The organism is Streptomyces sp. NK08204 (assembly GCF_020400585.1).
In the GTDB taxonomy this organism is placed as follows: Bacteria; Actinomycetota; Actinomycetes; order Streptomycetales; family Streptomycetaceae; genus Streptomyces.
The window spans coordinates 42668-59544 of the sequence record NZ_JAINVF010000027.1; the positions used below are offsets into that span (position 1 = coordinate 42668).

Sequence of the window (16877 nt, forward strand, 5' to 3'; positions counted from 1 at the left end):
AGCGGACAGTAAGCATAAACGTGTGAAACGTACTGGCCTGGGAACACCGTCTCGTACCGTCAGGAAGACGGCGGTCACGAAGGGCGCACCAAGCGCTCCCGCACAGAACGGCTCGGTGACCTCCCGCTCCCACACGTTCTCCGCGCTCAACGGTGAGCGCCACGTTCCCGGCGTTCGTGCGCCCTCGACGCGAACAAAGGACGTCCCACCATGACTGATGTGACGACGTGCACACCCTGGCGGCGTGCCGTGGTGACCGGCGGCGCCGGGTTCATCGGCAGCCATCTGTGCGAGCGCCTGCTGAATGCGGGTGTCGAAGTCGACTGCGCCGACAACCTGTGCTCCGGAACACGCGACAACATCGCTCATCTGCGAGGCCGCCCGGGTTTCCGGTTCGTCGAGTGCGACGTCTGCGCCGCCGAGGCTCCGGGGCGTCTCGCGGGACCGTACGACCTGGTCCTGCACTTCGCCTGTCCCGCGTCGCCGGTCGACTACCTGCGGCTGCCTCTGGAAACACTCGACGTGGGCAGCCTGGGCACCCGCGGCATGCTGGCCCTTGCCGAACGGGACGGAGCGAGGTTCCTGCTCGCGTCGACCTCCGAGGTGTACGGCGACCCGCTCGTGCATCCCCAGCGCGAGGACTACTGGGGCAACGTCAACCCGGTCGGCCCGCGCAGTGTGTACGACGAGTCCAAGCGGTTCGCCGAGGCCCTGGTCACCGCCCATGTGCGCGCCAGGGACGCCGACGCGGGCATCGTGCGCCTGTTCAACACCTATGGGCCCCGGATGCGCGCCCACGACGGACGTGTGGTGCCCACCTTCGTCTGCCAGGCCCTGGCCGGCGAGCCGCTGACGGTGGCCGGGGACGGCAGTCAGACACGCTCCCTGTGCTACGTCGACGACACCGTCGAGGGCATTCTGCTGGTCGCCGCCAGCCGGTCCGTACGCCCGGTCAACATCGGCGGCACCGACGAGGTGACCGTGCGGGAGATAGCCGCCCGCGTCGTGGAGTTGACGGGCTCCTCCTCCCGGATCGAGTTCGTCGACCGCCCCGCCGACGATCCGCAAAGGCGTCGGCCCGACATCGCGATGGCCCGTGAACTGCTGGGCTGGGCGCCCCGCGTGCCCTGGGAGGAGGGCATCAAGCAGACGATCGCCCACTTCGCGGCGCGGCCGCTGCCCGAGCCGGTCCCGCACTTCTGAGTCGTCCACCCCGCCCCACGGAGGCACCATGCGCGTGCTGGGAATCAACGCCCTCTTCCACGACCCCGCCGCAGCTCTCGTCGTCGACGGCCGGATCGTGGCGGCGGCCGAGGAGGAGCGCTTCAGCCGGCGCAAGCACGGCAAGCGGCCCCTGCCGTTCTCCGCGTGGGAACTGCCCGAGCGTTCCGCCCGCTGGTGCCTGGAACACGCGGGCCTCACCCCGTCCGACCTCGACGCGGTCGCGTATTCCTACGAGCCGGAACTCGCGCTCCCCGCAGACCGGTTGGGCCTCGACGACCCCTGGGACCACCTGCGGCAGGAATACGCCCGCCGGGCGCCGGAGTTCCTCGCCGAGGCGCTGCCGGGCCTCGATGCGGACAAGGTCCGCTTCGTCGCCCACCACGTCGCGCACGCCGCCTCGGCGGGCCAGGCGTCTCCGTATCCGGACTGCGCCGTCCTGGTGCTGGACGGCCGCGGGGAGTGCGGCTCCCATCTCGCCGGCAGGTATGTGAACCGCGAACTGACCGTGCTGCACACGCAGTCACTGCCCGACTCGTTGGGCCTGTTCTACGAGGACCTCACCCAGCACCTCGGATTCCTGCGCAGCAGCGACGAGTTCAAGGTGATGGCCCTCGCCTCCTACGGCACCCCCCGCTTCCTGGAACGGCTGCGCAGCTACGTCCGCCTGGACGACGACGGCGGCTTCCGGGCCCGTCCCGTGCCCTGGGCGTCACTGGTGCCGCCCCGCCCGGCGGGTGGTGCCTGGACGCAGGAGCACGCCGACGCGGCGGCCAGCGCCCAGGCGTGTGTGGAGGAGGTCCTGCTCGGCCTGGGGCGGTGGCTGCACGAGCGTACCGGCGAGGACGTGCTGACCCTGGCGGGTGGCGTCGCGCTCAACTGTGTGGCCAACACCCGGCTGCACCGCGAGGGCCCCTTCCGCCGCGTCTGGGTGCAGCCCGCCGCCGGGGACGCGGGCACGGCCCTCGGCTCCGCGCTGCACGTCGCCCACCAGAAGGAGACGGTGGAGGCCATGCCGACCGCCGCCCTGGGGCGGGGCTGGTCCGACGCCGAGCTGCGGGCCTGGCTGGAGCGTGCGGCCGTCCCGTACGAGGAGCCGGACGACATGGCCGAGACCGTCGCCGAGGAACTCGCCCGCGACGGCGTGGTGGCCTGGTTCCAGGGGCGCAGCGAGTACGGCCCCCGGGCCCTCGGACACCGCTCGCTGCTGGCCCATCCCGGCCGGGCCGCGAACCTGGAGCGGCTCAACGCGGTGAAGGGACGCGAGGAGTTCCGTCCGGTCGCCCCGATGGTGCTGGCCGAACGCGCCGCGGAACTGTTCGACGGCCCGCTGCCCAGCCCGTACATGCTGTTCGTGCACGACGTGCGTCCCGAGTGGCGTGAGCGCATCCCCGCGGTGGTGCACGTGGACGGGACGGCGCGGATCCAGACCGTGGACCGGGCGGCCGAGCCACTGGTGGCCCGCATGATCGACGGGTTCGAGCGCCGTACCGGGCTGCCCGTGGTGGTCAACACCAGCCTCAACACCGCGGGGCGGCCCATGGTGGACGACCCGCGCGACGCCCTGGAGTGCTTCGGCTCGGCCCCCGTCGACCTGCTCGCGCTCGGCCCGTTCGCCGTGCGCCGGAAGAAGGTGTTCGCATGAGGTGCGCCGCCGGGGTCCACGGGCCGGGGGCCTCCGTTCCCGCCGTTCCCGCCTACGCCGTCGTCGTCCCGACGATCGGGCGCGGCTGTCTCACCGACTGCCTGCGCGCACTGGCCGCGGCCGAGGGCCATCCGCCCGATGAGGTCGTCGTCGTGGACGACCGCGCGGAGGCCGCCACGCCGCTGCCGCTGGAGGCGGCGGGCGTCCTGCGCCCCCGGGTCCGCACGCTGCGCACCGGCGGACGCGGCCCGGCAGCCGCCCGCAACGCGGGATGGCGCACGGTGCGCGCGCCCTGGACCGTCTTCCTGGACGACGACGTGCAGGTGCTGCCCGACTGGTCCCGCCGTCTGGCCGAGGACCTCGCCTCGGCCGCCGCGACCACCGGCGGTGTGCAGGGGCGCCTGAGCGTTCCGCTCCCCCAGGGCCGCAGGCCCACCGACTGGGAGAGGGGCACCGCGGGCCTGGAACGGGCGGCCTGGGCGACAGCGGACATGGCCTACCGCACGGCCGTGCTCCTGACGGTCGGGGGTTTCGACGAGAGGTTCCGCCGCGCCTTCCGGGAGGACGCCGACCTGGCACTGCGGGTGCGGGACGCAGGCTGGTCGCTGCACCGCGGGCGGCGCACCACCCGCCACCCGGTGCGGGCGGCCGGCCCGTGGGCGTCGGCACGGGCCCAGCGCGGCAACGCGGACGACGCCCTGATGACCCGCCTGCACGGCCGCGGCTGGTGGGAACGGGCCCAGGCGCCACGCGGCCGGCTGCCCCGGCACGCACTCGTCACGGCCACGGCCCTGGCGGCACCCGCGCTCGCGCTGGCCGGCCGGCCGCGCGCCGCCCGCGGCGCCTGCGCCCTGTGGGCGCTGGGCACCGCCGAGTTCGCCCTGGCCCGCATCCGGCCCGGCCCGCGTACCGCCCGGGAGAGCGCGACGATGCTCGCCACCAGCGTCGTCATCCCGCCCCTCGCGGTCGGCCACTGGCTCACCGGTCTGGTCAGGCACCGCGGGGCCGCGCCACTGACGGTTGCTTCCGCCGGGGCCCCGCCACGCCCCGCACCGGCGGCCTCCGCGCCGCCGGCCGCCGTGCCCGGGAGGACACCGTGAGCGCGCACCTGACCGGACCGGCCTCCGAGGGCGTCGTGACGCCTCGGCCCCGGGGCCGGCCCGCCGCCGGGCGCACCGAGGGCCGCACGGGCGCCGCGCGGGCCGGGGCGGCGCGCGGCGCCCTCGCCGCCGTCCTCTTCGACCGCGACGGCACCCTGGTGGAGGACGTTCCCTACAACGGTGACCCCGACCGGGTGCGGCTGCTGCCCGGCGCCCGGCAGGCCGTGGACCTGCTGCGTGCCGCGGGTGTCGCGACGGGTGTGGTGAGCAACCAGTCCGGCATCGGGCGCGGTCTGATCACCGACGCCGACGTCCGGCGCTGCAACGAGCGCGCCGACGCCCTGCTCGGCGGGCTCGGCACCTGGGTGTACTGCCCGCACCTGCCCGAGGACGGCTGCGACTGCCGCAAGCCGCGCCCCGGACTGGTCCGGGAGGCGGCCCGGCGCCTGGAGGTGCCGCCCGAGCAGTGCGTGGTGATCGGCGACATCGCGGCCGATGTGCTGGCCGCCGAGGCCGCCGGCGCCCGCGGCGTACTGGTGGCGGGCGCGGCGACGCGGCCCGAGGAGGTCGCCGCGGCACCCCGCACGGCCTCCGACCTGCTCACGGCGGTCCGGGAACTGCTGGCCGAGGCCCGAGGTCACGGCGCATGAAGGGACTGGTCGTCCGCCTCGACAGCTTCGGCGACGTGCTGCTCGCCGGGCCCGCGGTCCGGGCCGTCGCCGAGCACTGCCCGCATGTGACGATGCTGTGCGGGCCGGGCGGCGAAGGCGCCGCACGTCTGCTGCCCGGCGTCGACGACGTGATCGTCTGGGCGGCGCCCTGGGAGGGCTTCGACCCGCCGGCCGTCCAGGAGGCGGACGTCGACGGCCTGATCCGCCGCCTGCGGGAGGCCGCGTTCGACGCCGCGCTCGTCCTCACCTCGTTCCACCAGAGCCCGTTGCCCACCGCACTGCTGCTGCGGCTGGCCGGTGTCGGGCGGATCGGTGCCGAGAGCGTCGACCACCCCGGCCGGCTGCTCGACGTACGGCACCGGCGGCTGCCCGGCCGGCACGAGGCCGAGGCCGCGCTCGACACCGCCGTCGCCATGGGTTTCCTACCCCACCCGGGTGACGACGGCCGGCTGCGCGTCGTCCCGCCGCCCGACACGGCGGCCCTGACCGGCAACGGCCCGTACGTCGTCGTCCACCCCGGCGCGAGCGCGCCCGCCCGCACGTGGAGCCCCAAGCGCTGTGCCGAGGCGGTCGACCTGCTCACCGACGCCGGGCACCGGGTCGTCGTCACCGGAGGCCCCGGCGAGCGGGAGCTGACCCGGCAGGTGAGCGGCGACGCCGCCGTGGACCTCGGCGGTCAGACCGACCACCGCACGCTCGCCGGTGTGCTGCGCCTGGCGGACGTCGTGGTCACCGGCAACACCGGCCCCGCGCACCTGGCCGCCGCCGTGGGGACGCCCGTCGTGTCGCTCTTCGCGCCCGTGGTCCCGGCCGGCCGGTGGGCACCGTACGGAGTGCCGTACGTGCTCCTCGGCGACCAGACGGCCCCGTGCGCGAACAGTCGCGCCCTCGAGTGCCCCGTCCCCGGCCATCCGTGCCTGGACGACGTCACGGGCGAGGACGTGGTCCGTGCGGTGCACCGACTCCTCCAGGAGGGCCCATGAACATCCTTGTCTGGCATGTGCACGGCTCGTGGCTCACCTCGTTCGTGCAGGGGCCGTACACCTTCCTCGTCCCGGTGACCCCGGACCGTGGTCCGGACGGACTGGGACGGGCCCGCACCTGGAAGTGGCCCGCGAGCGTACGTGAACTGACGCCCGCTCAGCTGCGGCGGGCCGACATCGACCTCATGGTGCTGCAACGGCCCCACGAACCGGAACTGGCCCGGCGGTGGACCGGCCGCCGCCCCGGCGTCGACGTGCCGGCCGTCTACGTCGAGCACAACAGCCCGCACGGGACGGCCGTGGACACCCGGCACCCGCTGGCCGGGCGCGGCGACATCACGCTCGTCCACGTCACCCACTTCAACCACCTGATGTGGGACAACGGCCGGGCGCCGACCACGGTGATCGAGCACGGCATCATCGACCCCGGCCGGCTGTGGACCGGCGAGGAGCGGCGGGCCGCCGTCGTCGTCAACGAACCGCTGCGGCGCGGCCGTACCACCGGAACGGACCTGCTGCCCCGGTTCGCGAGCTGGGCACCGCTGGACGTGTTCGGCATGCGCACCGGGGAACTCGCCGGTCACCTGGGGCTTTCACCCGAACGCTGCCGGACCCGGGACCTGCCGCAGGGTGAGCTGCACCCGGCGATGGCCCGCTGCCGTCTCTATCTCCATCCCCTCCGCTGGACCTCCCTCGGACTGTCCCTGCTGGAGGCGATGTTCCTCGGCATGCCAGTGGTGGCGCTGGCCACGACCGAGGTGCGCGAGGCCGTCCCCGACGGAGCCGGCGTCGTCTCGAACCGGTTCGACGTCCTGCAGGACGCCGTCCGCGGCTTCCTCGCCGATCCCGCGTACGCACGGCGGACAGGGGAGGCCGCCCGGGCCGCGGCACAGGCCCGCTACGGAGAACGACGTTTCCGGGACGACTGGGAACGACTGATCAAGGAGGTCACCCGATGAGCCACCGTTGTCCCTCGGCCCGGCGCGTCGCCATGGTCTCCGAGCACGCCAGTCCGCTGGCCGAGCTCGGCGGTCCGGACGCGGGCGGCCAGAACGTCTACGTGGCCCAGCTCGCGGCGCACCTGACCCGGCGGGGCCACGAGGTGGTGGTGTACACGCGCCGGGACGGTCCCCGGCTGCCGGACCGGGTCAGGACGCCGGACGGCGTGCAGGTCGTCCACGTGCCCGCCGGGCCGCCGGCGCCGATACCCAAGGACGAACTACTGCCCTACATACCGGAGTTCGGTGCCTGGCTGGCCCGGGAGTGGGCGACCGATCCGCCCGACGTCGTGCACGGGCACTTCTGGATGTCGGGGATGGCCGCGCTGGCGGGCGCACGCGAGCTCGGGCTGCCGGTGGTGCAGACGTACCACGCGCTCGGCACCGTGAAGAAACGCCACCAGGGCGCCGCCGACACCAGCCCGCCCGACCGCGTCGCGATCGAGAAGGCCGTGGGGCACGAGTGCCGGGCGATCATCGCCACCTGCCGGGACGAGGTGGCGGAACTGGAGGCCATGGGCCTGCCCCGCCGGCGCATCCGCGTCGTCCCCTGCGGAGTCGACCCCGACCGGTTCGCCCCGGTCCCCGGAGCACGAGGACAGCGGTCCGGGCCCCCGCGGCTGCTCACGGTCGGCCGGCTGGTGCCCCGCAAGGGCTTCGACCGCGCCATCCGTGCCCTGGCGAGCGTCCCGGACGCCCAACTGCTCATCGCCGGCGGTCCCGAACCCGCCCTGCTGTTCGGCGAACCGGAGGCGGAGCGCCTGTGGACGATCGCCTTCGAGTGCGGAGTCGGCAACCGGGTGGCGCTGCTGGGCGGCGTGAGCCGTGCGTGCATGCCGGGGCTGATGTCCAGCGCGGACCTCGTGCTGTCGCTGCCCAGCTACGAGCCGTTCGGCATCGTCCCGGTCGAGGCCATGGCCTGCCGCACGCCCGTGGTCGCCACCGCGGTCGGCGGGCAGCTGGACACGATCGTGGACGGCCGCACCGGGGTCCTGGTCTCGCCCGACGACACGGACGAGGACATCGGCCGGGCCGTGCGCCGCCTGCTCGACGATCCGGACCTGCTGGCCGAGTACGGCGCCCACGGACGCCGGCGCGTGCTCGACCGCTACACGTGGGACCGCGTCGCCGACGGCGTGACCCGCGTCTACAGCGCCGTCTCGTCCGTCCCCTCGCTCTCGGGAGTCGTCCGATGAAAGCACCCGACGCCACGCACTGCGACGAGCTGCTGAGCGCACTGCAACGGTTCCGCGAGGACGCCCCGTTGCTCCAGCGGTGGGGCACGCTGCTCGCCGGGCGGCTGACCGGCGGTGCCCGGCTGCTGGTCGCGGGCAACGGCGGCAGCGCCGCCCAGGCCCAGCACCTGACGGCCGAGCTGGTCGGCCGCTACCGCGACGACCGCCCCGCGTTCTCCGCCCTCGCCCTGCATGCCGACACCTCCTCCACCACCGCGATCGCCAACGACTACGGGGTGCAGCAGATCTTCGCCCGGCAGGTCTGCGCGCACGGGCGGCCCCGGGACGTCCTGATGCTGCTGTCCACCAGCGGCGCCAGCGCCAACCTGCTCGTCGCGGCGACCGAGGCACACCGCCGCGGCATGACCGTCTGGGCACTGACCGGGTCGGCGCCCAATCCCCTGCAGATCGCCGCGGACGACGCACTGAGCGTGTCCGCACAGAGCGCCGCCACGGTCCAGGAACTGCACCTGGTGGCCGTCCACATGCTCTGCGAGTTCTTCGACCGGGCGGTGGAACAGCACGTCGGGGGCCGGCGACGGCGCGGGAACGGTCAGCGCCGGCCCGTGGAGGGGAGGGTCGGCGGATGACGGCACCCGCACCCCTGCTCGTCGTCGGTGACGCCCTGCTCGACCACGACGTCACCGGCCGCGCCGAGCGTCTCGCCCCCGACGCGCCCGTGCCCGTCGTCAGCGGCCTCGGCCGCACCACCCGGCCGGGAGGGGCGGCGCTCGCCGCCTGCCTCGCCGCGAACGACGGCCGGCCCGTCACCCTCGTCACCGCACTGGGCGACGACCAGGCCAGCGACACGCTGCGCGGGCTGCTGGCCGGCCGGGTCCGGCTGGTACAGCTGCCGCTGACCGGTGACCTGTCCAGCAAGACCCGGATCCTCGCCGAGGGCCGGCCACTGCTGCGCCTGGACGACGGGGACGGGCGCGCCCGGGAGGCGACCGACGCGGCCCGCCGGGCGGTGGCCGAGGCCTCTGCCGTCCTCGTCGCCGACTACGGCCGTGGCACCGCCGACGTGCTGCGCGAGGCACTGACCGCGGCAGCCGCCCGGGTGCCCCTGGTCTGGGACCCCCATCCGCGCGGCAGGCCGCCCGTGCCCGGCGCCCGGGTCGTCACCCCGTCCGCGGCCGAGGCGCGCGCCTTCGCCGCCCGCCTCGACGGCGCCCGGGAAACCGGGGGCGGCGAGCTGCGCGTCGCCGCGCGGGACGCCGGCGCACTCGTCGAGGCGTGGCGGGCGGGCGCGGTGGCCGTGACGCTGGGCGGGCGGGGCGCCCTGCTCTCGCACGGCGGGACGCCGCTGATGGTGCCCTCGCCGGTCTCGGCGCAGGGCGACGCCTGCGGGGCCGGGGACCGGTTCGCGGCGACGGCCGCCGGGCTGCTGGCGGACGGTGAGCTGACCGAGACCGCGGTGTGCGCGGCCGTGCACGCCGCCACCCGGTACGTCGCCGAAGGCGGCGTCCGGTCGGTCGCCACCGGCGCCGCCGCGGCCGGGGATCCGGGCCCGGCGCGGGGGCGGGAGGAGGCCGCCGACGCTCTGCGCACGGCCGCCCGGGTCCGGGCGGCGGGCGGGACCGTCGTCGCCGCGGGCGGCTGTTTCGACCTGCTGCACGCGGGCCACGTCGCCCTTCTGCAGGCCGCCCGGCGCACCGGTGACTGCCTGATCGTGTGCGTCAACTCGGACGCGTCGGTGCGCCGGCGCAAGGGCGGCGGCCGTCCGCTCGTGCCGGTCACGGACCGGGTCCGGGTGCTGCGTGCTCTGGAGTGCGTCGACGCGGTCGCCGTGTTCGAGGAGGACACGCCGGAGCGGCTGCTCGCCGAGCTGCGCCCGCACATCTGGGCCAAGGGCGGCGACTACGCCCGCACCCCGCTCCCGGAGGCGTCACTCGTGGCGAGCTGGGGCGGTCAGGTCGTGCTCTTCCCCTACCTGGACGGCCGCTCCACCACCGGCATCGCCGAACGGGCGGCGCTCGCCCCGCGCCCCGTGGACCTGTCCCGGGCCGCGACGCGGGGACGGTGGTGAGCGTGACCTCCGCGGGGCGTCCGCCGCGGCTGCTGGTGCTGCGGGCGCTCGGCCTGGGCGATCTGCTCACCGGTGTGCCGGCGCTGCGCGGGATACGCCGGGCCTTCCCCCGGTACCGGATCGTCCTCGCGCTGCCCGCCGCGCTCGCCGAGGCCGCGCTGGCCACCGGCGCCGTCGACGCCGTCCTGCCCGCCGAGGCACCGGGGCGGGCCGTGCCACGCCTGGACCACTGGCCGCAGCCTCCGCCGGACGTGGCGATCGACCTGCACGGCAACGGGCCCGAGAGCCGCGACGCACTGGCCGCCCTCGCACCGCGCCGGCTGCTCGCCTTCGCGCACGAGGGGCCCGTCCGGCCGCCCGTGTGGCGGCCGGACGAGCACGAGCGCACGCGCTGGTGCCGCTTCCTCGGGGCGTACGGCATCCCCGCCGACCCCGGCGACGTGCGGCTGCCGGTGCCGCCCACGGCGTCCCCCGCGCCGGGCGCGGTCGTGGTCCACCCCGGCGCGGAGTCCGCCGCGCGGCGCTGGCCGGCCGAGCGCTTCGCCGAGCTGGCCGGGCGGTTGCGGTCCGCCGGGCACCGGGTCGTCGTCACCGGCGGCCCGACGGAGGACGCCCTGGTGCTGCGCGTCGCCGAGCGCGCCGGTCTGCGGGGCGGGGACGTACTGGGCGGCGGGCTGCCGTTCGGCCGGCTGTCGGCGCTCGTGGCCGGCGCCACGCTGCTCGTCAGCGGCGACACCGGGCTCGCCCACCTCGCGGTGGCCCACGGCACGCCGTCCGTGACGCTGTTCGGGCCGGTGTCGCCCCGCCTGTGGGGACCTCCGCCCGATCCGCGCCACCGCGCACTGTGGAAGCCCGGACCTCCCGGCGACCCGCACGGCCAGGTGCCCGATCCGCAACTGCTGCGCATCGGGGCCGACGAGGTCGCCGCCGCGGCACTGGCCCTGCTGCGCGCCGTCCCCACGACCACGCCGTGCCCGGCCGGGCCGTACCGCGAGGGAGAGCCCGCCCATGTCCACCCGACCCGTCCCTGACGTGCATCCGGTCCGCACCGAGGCGCCCGACGGCCGGGTCACGGTCGCGGTGATCACCCGTGACCGGCGCGCCAGCGTGCTCCGTACCCTCGACGCCCTCGGCGCACTCCCGGAACGGCCCGAGATCATCGTGGTGGACAACGGTTCCGACGACGCCACGCTGCGGGCGATGCGCCACCACCCGGCGGCGCCCCGCGTGCTCAGTCCCGGCCGGAACACCGGCTCGCTCGGCCGCAACCTCGCGGTCGGCCGGGCCACGACGCCGTACGTCGCCTTCAGCGACGACGACTCCTGGTGGACGCCGGGCGCACTCGGGCGGGCAGCCGACCTGCTCGACGCCCACCCCCGTCTGGGCCTGCTGGCCGCCCGCACCCTCGTCGGCCCCGACGGCTTGGAGGATCCGCTGAACGCGGTCCTCGCCGCCTCACCGCTGCCGGCCCAGCCGGATCTCCCGGGGCGACCGGTGCTGGGCTTCCTGGCCTGCGCCTGCGTGGCCCGCCGGGAGGCGTTCCTGACCGCGGGCGGCTACCACCCGGTGCTCTTCTTCGGCGGCGAGGAGACCCTGCTCGCCTACGATCTGGCGGCCGGCGGCTGGGGCGTCGCCTACGAGCCGTCGCTCACGGCCCATCACCATCCCGATCCCTCCGGCCGTGCCGACCGCGGTTCCCTGATGCTGCGCAACGAAGTCCTCGCCCTGTGGCTGCGCCGTCCCCTCCCGGTGGCGCTGCGGGGCAGCACGCGCCTCGCCGCAGCCGCCGTCGCCGACCGCCCCGGCGCCCGGCAGGCCCTGCGCGAGGTGCTCGCACGGCTGCCGGCCGCGCTCGCCCGGCGCCGCACACTGCCCCCGCACGTCGAGCGGGCAGCCCGTCTGCTGGACGGTGGCACGAGCGCCCGCACGGAGGGGAACGGACAGCCGTGACCACGCACCCCGCGGGCCGTGACGGCCGCACCAGCGTGGTGGTGATCACGCACAACCGGCGCACGGAACTGCTGCGCACGCTGGAGCTGATGCGGCAACTGCCCGAGCGGCCCCCGTTGATCGTCACCGACAACGCCTCGACCGACGGCACTGCCGAGGCGATACTGCAGGCCTTCCCCGACGTGCTGCTGCTGTGCCCGGGCCGCAACCTGGGAGCGGTGGGGCGCAACCTGGCCGTACGCCACGTCCGTACGCCCTATGTCGCCTTCTGCGACGACGACACCTGGTGGGAGCCGGGCAGCCTGCGGCGCGCGGCGGACCTGCTCGACACGCGTCCGCGGCTCGCCGCCGTCACGGCCCGGATCATCGTGGAGCCCTCCGGTACGGAGGACCCGGTCGTGGCGGAGTTGCGCGACTCGCCGCTGACGGGGCCCGACTGGCTGCCGGGGCCGGCCCTGGGCTCGTTCCTCGCGGCCTCCACCGTGCTGCGCACCGATGCGTTCCGGTCCGCCGGCGGCTTCCACCCGGGACTGTGGTTCGGCGGCGAGGAGGAACTGCTCGCCACCGATCTGATGCGCGCCGGGTGGTGGCTGAGCTACTCCGAGGACCTCACCGTCCATCACCAGGCCTCGGTGCTGCGCGACAGCACGGCACGCCGGATCCTCGGACTGCGCAACACCCTGTGGTTCACCTGGCTGCGCCGGCCGCTGCTGCCCGCGCTGCGGCGCACGGCCCAGCTGATGGTCACCGTCCCGCGCGACGCCGCCTCGGTCCGGGCCTTCGCCCGTGCGGCGGCCGGAATGCCGTGGGTGCTCAGGCAGCGCGACCCGGTCCCGCCCGCCCTCGAAGACCGGCTGACGGCTCTGCAACGGGCCCGGCGCGACTCCCCCGCGCGCCGGTACGTGGGGTGAACCGGGCGTCAGCCGACACGCCGCTGGTGCATCGCGTCGCCTCGGTCCTCCTGCGCTACCCCGACGAGGCGATGCTCGCCTGCCTCGACGACGTCGCCGCGGCACTGCCCGCCATCGCCGACCCGGCGGACCGCGACCGGTTCGCCTCCGCCTGCAACCACCTGCAGAGCCTGAGCCCCACCGAGGGGTCAGGACGCCTCACGACCGGGCCCGCAGCCCCGCCGCGACCGTGGTCCGCACCGCCCGTCAGAGGGCGTCGACGCCGCAGCGCCGACATCCGCTCGGGGGCGACGAGGAGTCAGCGTCCGGCGGGTTGAGACGCGGACGCCTGGCTCGCCCGGCCCGACCAGGTCCGTTCTTCGTGGGCCGCCCTGCAGGTCCTCCGACGATCACGCGGATACGGTGTGGCGAGGCCACTACCTCGCAGAGGTCGCCGCCGATGCGCGCCGAGCCGTCGGCGCGGCCCGCGTCGACGAGCCATCCGGGTCATACCACTAGGCAACGGTGTCGGACGGAATGGCCTGCTCCGTCCAGATGATCTTGCCGGTCGTCGTGTAGCGGGTGCCCCACCGGCCGGCGAGCTGGGCCACGATCAGGAGGCCCCGCCCTCCTTCGTCGGTGGTCCGGGCATGGCGCATGCGCGGCGAGGTGCTGCTGGCGTCGGAGACCTCGCAGATCAGGCCACGGTCCCGGATCAGGCGGAGACAGATCGGTCCGTTCGCATGGCGAATGGCGTTGGTGACCAGTTCGCTGACGATGAGCTCTGTGGTGAACGTCAGATCGGACAGGCCCCACTCCGTCAGCTGCTGAGCGGCGAGGGTACGGGCGTGCGCGACGGCGGCCGGATCGCTGGGCAGGTCCCAGGAGACGACCTGGTCCTGGGCCAGGGCGCGGGTCCGGGCGAGGAGCAGGGCCGCATCGTCGGACGGCGGATTGGCCAGCAGGTCATCGATCACCGTGCGGCCGGTCTCCTCCAGTGTCGGCCGGGGCGCCGCGAGGACCTCGCCCAGTCGGGTGAGTCCCACGTCGATGTCCCGGTCGAAGGACTCGATGAGGCCGTCGGTGTAGAGCGCGATGAGGCTGCCCTGGGCCAGCTCCAGTTCGACGGCCTCGAAGGGAAGGTACCCGAGGCCGAGTGGTGGTCCGGCGGGCAGGTCCACGATGTCGGCGTCGCCGGCGGGACCGACGATCACCGGCGGGAGGTGACCGGCCCGGGCCAGCGTGCACCGTCTGCTGACCGGGTCGTAGACGGCGTACAGGCAGGTGGCGCCCATGAACGCGATGCCCGCGGCCTCGCCCTCGGCCGCCTTCGACGCGTCGCCGTCGTGCGCCCCCATGAGACCGATGACCAGGTCGTCGAGATGGGCCAGCAATTCGTCCGGGGGGAGATCGAGGTTGGCGAGCGTGCGTACGGCGATGCGCAGGCGCCCCATGGTCGCCGCCGCGTTCATGCCATGCCCTGCCACGTCTCCGACGACCAGTGCGACCCGTGCTCCGGAGAGCGGAATCACGTCGAACCAGTCACCGCCGACGCCGGTGGGGACATCCGCCGGCAGATACCACGACGCCACTTCCAGAGCGGACCCTCCCGTCAGCTCCTGCGGCAGCAGGTAACGCTGCATGGAGCGAGCTGCGGTGCGCTCGCGGGTGAAACGGCGCGCATTGTCGATACACACCGCAGCGCGGGAGACGAGTTCCTCGGCGAGCCGTACATCATCCTCCTCGAAGGGGCCGAGCCGCCGGGACCGGGCGAACGTCGCCGCGCCCAGGGTGACACCGCGCGCCCGCACCGGGACCACCATCACCGAACGGAAGTCGAAGCCGAGGAAGGAGGCACCCAGCGACTCGTCCTCCGTCAGCCACGGGCTGTTGGCGTAATCCAGTACCCGCTCCACGAGGGTCCTGCTCTCCAGCAGGCAGCGGGTCACGGGCGACGAAGAGGCCCGCCGGACCGTCTCCCCCACGGCCAGCGACGCCTCGGGACAGCCCGCACGGACCGACTGCTGCCCCGCGCGTCGGATGACGGGTGCCATGCCGACCGGCCCGGGCGCCGGCTCCTCGCCCCTCATCACCGAGTCCAGCAGGTCGACGGCGACGAAGTCGGCCACGGCCGGCACGGCGTCGTCGGCCAGTTCCTGAGCGGTCCGCGTCACGTCCAGTGTGCTGCCGATGTGCGCGGCGGCGTCGTTGAGCAGCGCCAGGCGCTCCTGGGCCTGCCAGCGCTCGGTGACATCGATGAGCATGTACCAGACCCCTACGTTACGGCCGCGGCGGTCCTTCATGGCGAAGAAGGAGGCGGAGATCGCGCGGCTGGGATCGGGGTCAGGGTGACCGTAACCGTGGAACTCGAAGTCCATCACCGGAGTGCCGGTCTTCAGGACCTCGCGCATCTTCTCCTCGAAGGCATCGGCCTCTGGTCTCGGCAGCAGTTCCGACATCCGCCGCCCCAGCCGCTGTTCCAGGGGGATCAAGTGGTCCAGTGGTTCGTTCACCCACACGTACCGCAGGTCCGTGTCGAGGACGGCGATGCCGACCGGTGCGTGGGCGAGGAAGGGCGTGAGCATCAGCTGGCTCACCCCGCCGCCCGGCATCCGCCAGAAGGCCCGTTTCGGGGGCCGGCCGACGAACCTGCCGAAGACCAGCGCGGCGACCGTGGCGACCAGGACTCCCGGGACCATCTCGTAGATGCCCGATTCCAAGGGGCCGAGCAGCGGATTGATCTTCTTCCACAGCAGCACCGTGACCGCGCCCAACACGATCCCGGCCATGGCCCCCGCCCAGGTCATGCGCGGCCAGTACAGCGAGAGCAGGACGACCGGCCCGAACGCGGCGCCGAAGCCCGCCCAGGCGTAGGCGACGATGCCCAGCAGCCCGCCGCCCCTCAACGCGATCACGAAGGCCACCAGGGTCACGACGACGACGGCGACGCGGCCGACCCACACCAGTGCCCTGTCCGAAGCACGCCGGTTGAGGAAAGCGCGGTAGAAGTCCTCCGTGAGCGCGACGGACGAGACGAGGAGCTGGCTGTCCGCGGTGGAGATGATCGCGGCCAGGACGGCGATCAGCATCACCCCGGCACCCCACGGACCGAGCAGAGTCCGGCTCAGACTGATGTACACCGTCTGCGGGTCGTGGAGCGGAGCGCCGGTCCGCGCGATCCCCACCAGGCCGACGACCGTCGCGCCGGCGAGCACGACGACGACCCACCCGGTTTCGATACGGCGGGCCGTGGGGATGGCGCCGGTGCTGCGGATGCTCATGAAGCGGGCCAGGATGTGCGGCTGACCGAAGTAGCCCAGCCCCCAGGCGAGCAGCGAGACGATCGCGACAGTGCCGAGCGACCCGCCCGCCGACCAGCGCCCGTCCGTGATGCCGACCTTGGCACCCATGTCCAGCAGGCGCGGTGTCTTGCTGTCGAGGGTGTCGCGCAGTGCCCCGAAGCCGCCCAGCGCACCGATTCCGGCGGCAGGGAGCACGAGCAGGGCGAGGAACATCAGGGTGCCCTGCAGCACGTGCGTCAGGCTCACGGCGAGGAAGCCGCCCAGGCACGAGTAGACGACGATCACCAGTGCGGTCAGGGCTACCCCGAGCCCGAACCCGAACCCGAAGATCTGTCCGAACAGAAGTCCGCCGGCCACCAGCCCACTGGCCACGTAGACGGTGAAGAACACGAGAGTGACCGCCGCCGAGACCATCCGAAGCATCCGGGTGCGGTCCTCGAACCGCTCCTCCAGATAGGCCGAGAGACTCACGGCGTTCCCGGCGCGCTCGGTGTAGGTACGCAGCCGCGGCGCGACGAACAACCAGTTGCCGTAAGTACCGAGCACCAGACCGACCGCGATCCAGCTGGCGCCGACACCGGCCGCGTACACCGCTCCGGGGAACGCCAGGAACAGCCAACCGGACATGTCGCTGGCGCCCGCGGAGAGGGCGGCGACGAACGCACTGAGGCGACGGCCCCCCAGGGCGAAGTCGGCGAAGCTGTGAGTGCGGCTGTAGGCCCAGACCCCAGTCCCGATCATGATGGCCACATACACGAGGAATGTGGCCACGATCGGCGCACTCAAGTCGAACATACGGCCCTCACCTGCGAGGTTTCTGGGCATCGGGACGACCGTCGCACGTTTGACGGCC

14 protein-coding genes are annotated in these 16877 nt (G+C 74.3%); 13 read left to right on the plus strand and 1 reads right to left on the minus strand.

Going from position 1 to position 16877, the window contains the following annotated elements; translation table 11 throughout:
• Positions 1 to 210 precede the first annotated feature (210 nt).
• The 13 genes from K7G59_RS29175 to K7G59_RS29235 are packed head-to-tail and all read left to right on the plus strand — an operon-like array spanning position 211 to position 13060.
• Positions 211 to 1203 (plus strand): NAD-dependent epimerase/dehydratase family protein, encoded by a 993-nt coding sequence (locus K7G59_RS29175; protein WP_225839452.1) that lies wholly within the window; start codon positions 211 to 213, stop codon positions 1201 to 1203.
• Positions 1204 to 1231: 28 nt separating this feature from the next.
• Positions 1232 to 2866: a carbamoyltransferase C-terminal domain-containing protein gene (locus K7G59_RS29180; RefSeq protein WP_225839454.1), complete on the plus strand. Its 1635-nt coding sequence runs from the start codon at positions 1232 to 1234 to the stop codon at positions 2864 to 2866.
• Positions 2863 to 3966 carry a glycosyltransferase family 2 protein gene (locus tag K7G59_RS29185; RefSeq protein ID WP_225839456.1) on the plus strand — a complete coding sequence of 368 codons (1104 nt, stop codon included), beginning with the start codon at positions 2863 to 2865 and terminating at the stop codon, positions 3964 to 3966. Before K7G59_RS29180 ends, K7G59_RS29185 begins: the two co-directional genes overlap by 4 nt.
• Positions 3963 to 4616, plus strand: a complete 654-nt coding sequence (locus K7G59_RS29190) for an HAD-IIIA family hydrolase (RefSeq protein WP_225839458.1) — start codon at positions 3963 to 3965, stop codon at positions 4614 to 4616. Before K7G59_RS29185 ends, K7G59_RS29190 begins: the two co-directional genes overlap by 4 nt.
• On the plus strand, positions 4613 to 5620 hold the full coding sequence (locus K7G59_RS29195; RefSeq protein WP_225839459.1) for a glycosyltransferase family 9 protein: 1008 nt from the start codon (positions 4613 to 4615) through the stop codon (positions 5618 to 5620). The genes K7G59_RS29190 and K7G59_RS29195 overlap by 4 nt, the downstream gene beginning before the upstream one ends.
• A complete protein-coding gene (locus tag K7G59_RS29200; RefSeq protein ID WP_225839460.1) occupies positions 5617 to 6579 on the plus strand; it encodes a glycosyltransferase in 963 nt (320 codons plus the stop codon). Before K7G59_RS29195 ends, K7G59_RS29200 begins: the two co-directional genes overlap by 4 nt.
• The gene (locus tag K7G59_RS29205; RefSeq protein ID WP_225839461.1) at positions 6576 to 7814 is read left to right on the plus strand and encodes a glycosyltransferase; all 1239 of its coding nucleotides are present in this window, start codon (positions 6576 to 6578) and stop codon (positions 7812 to 7814) included. The genes K7G59_RS29200 and K7G59_RS29205 overlap by 4 nt, the downstream gene beginning before the upstream one ends.
• Complete coding sequence (locus K7G59_RS29210) at positions 7811 to 8443, plus strand: SIS domain-containing protein (RefSeq protein ID WP_225839462.1); 633 nt, start codon at positions 7811 to 7813, stop codon at positions 8441 to 8443. The genes K7G59_RS29205 and K7G59_RS29210 overlap by 4 nt, the downstream gene beginning before the upstream one ends.
• The gene (locus tag K7G59_RS29215) at positions 8440 to 9882 is read left to right on the plus strand and encodes a PfkB family carbohydrate kinase (protein WP_225839463.1); all 1443 of its coding nucleotides are present in this window, start codon (positions 8440 to 8442) and stop codon (positions 9880 to 9882) included. The genes K7G59_RS29210 and K7G59_RS29215 overlap by 4 nt, the downstream gene beginning before the upstream one ends.
• Positions 9879 to 10913: a glycosyltransferase family 9 protein gene (locus tag K7G59_RS29220; RefSeq protein WP_374114304.1), complete on the plus strand. Its 1035-nt coding sequence runs from the start codon at positions 9879 to 9881 to the stop codon at positions 10911 to 10913. Before K7G59_RS29215 ends, K7G59_RS29220 begins: the two co-directional genes overlap by 4 nt.
• Complete coding sequence (locus K7G59_RS29225; protein ID WP_225839465.1) at positions 10891 to 11832, plus strand: glycosyltransferase family 2 protein; 942 nt, start codon at positions 10891 to 10893, stop codon at positions 11830 to 11832. The genes K7G59_RS29220 and K7G59_RS29225 overlap by 23 nt, the downstream gene beginning before the upstream one ends.
• Positions 11829 to 12743 (plus strand): glycosyltransferase family 2 protein, encoded by a 915-nt coding sequence (locus K7G59_RS29230; RefSeq protein WP_225839467.1) that lies wholly within the window; start codon positions 11829 to 11831, stop codon positions 12741 to 12743. Before K7G59_RS29225 ends, K7G59_RS29230 begins: the two co-directional genes overlap by 4 nt.
• A 26-nt stretch (positions 12744 to 12769) precedes the next feature.
• The gene (locus K7G59_RS29235) at positions 12770 to 13060 is read left to right on the plus strand and encodes a hypothetical protein (RefSeq protein WP_225839469.1); all 291 of its coding nucleotides are present in this window, start codon (positions 12770 to 12772) and stop codon (positions 13058 to 13060) included.
• 177 nt (positions 13061 to 13237) lie between these two features.
• Here the strand turns inward: K7G59_RS29235 and putP are convergent, their stop codons facing one another.
• A complete protein-coding gene (putP, locus tag K7G59_RS29240) occupies positions 13238 to 16819 on the minus strand; it encodes a sodium/proline symporter PutP (RefSeq protein WP_225839472.1) in 3582 nt (1193 codons plus the stop codon).
• Between the last annotated feature and the right edge of the window lie 58 nt (positions 16820 to 16877).

Bases quoted from the DNA above. Each gene is read 5' to 3' on its own strand.
- K7G59_RS29175 (WP_225839452.1), top strand. From the start codon at position 211: ATGACTGATGTGACGACGTGCACACCCTGGCGGCGTGCCGTGGTGACC.
- K7G59_RS29180 (WP_225839454.1), top strand. From the start codon at position 1,232: ATGCGCGTGCTGGGAATCAACGCCCTCTTCCACGACCCCGCCGCAGCT.
- K7G59_RS29185 (WP_225839456.1), top strand. From the start codon at position 2,863: ATGAGGTGCGCCGCCGGGGTCCACGGGCCGGGGGCCTCCGTTCCCGCC.
- K7G59_RS29195 (WP_225839459.1), top strand. From the start codon at position 4,613: ATGAAGGGACTGGTCGTCCGCCTCGACAGCTTCGGCGACGTGCTGCTC.
- K7G59_RS29200 (WP_225839460.1), top strand. From the start codon at position 5,617: ATGAACATCCTTGTCTGGCATGTGCACGGCTCGTGGCTCACCTCGTTC.
- K7G59_RS29205 (WP_225839461.1), top strand. From the start codon at position 6,576: ATGAGCCACCGTTGTCCCTCGGCCCGGCGCGTCGCCATGGTCTCCGAG.
- K7G59_RS29210 (WP_225839462.1), top strand. From the start codon at position 7,811: ATGAAAGCACCCGACGCCACGCACTGCGACGAGCTGCTGAGCGCACTG.
- K7G59_RS29215 (WP_225839463.1), top strand. From the start codon at position 8,440: ATGACGGCACCCGCACCCCTGCTCGTCGTCGGTGACGCCCTGCTCGAC.
- K7G59_RS29225 (WP_225839465.1), top strand. From the start codon at position 10,891: ATGTCCACCCGACCCGTCCCTGACGTGCATCCGGTCCGCACCGAGGCG.
- putP (WP_225839472.1), bottom strand. From the start codon at position 16,819: ATGTTCGACTTGAGTGCGCCGATCGTGGCCACATTCCTCGTGTATGTG.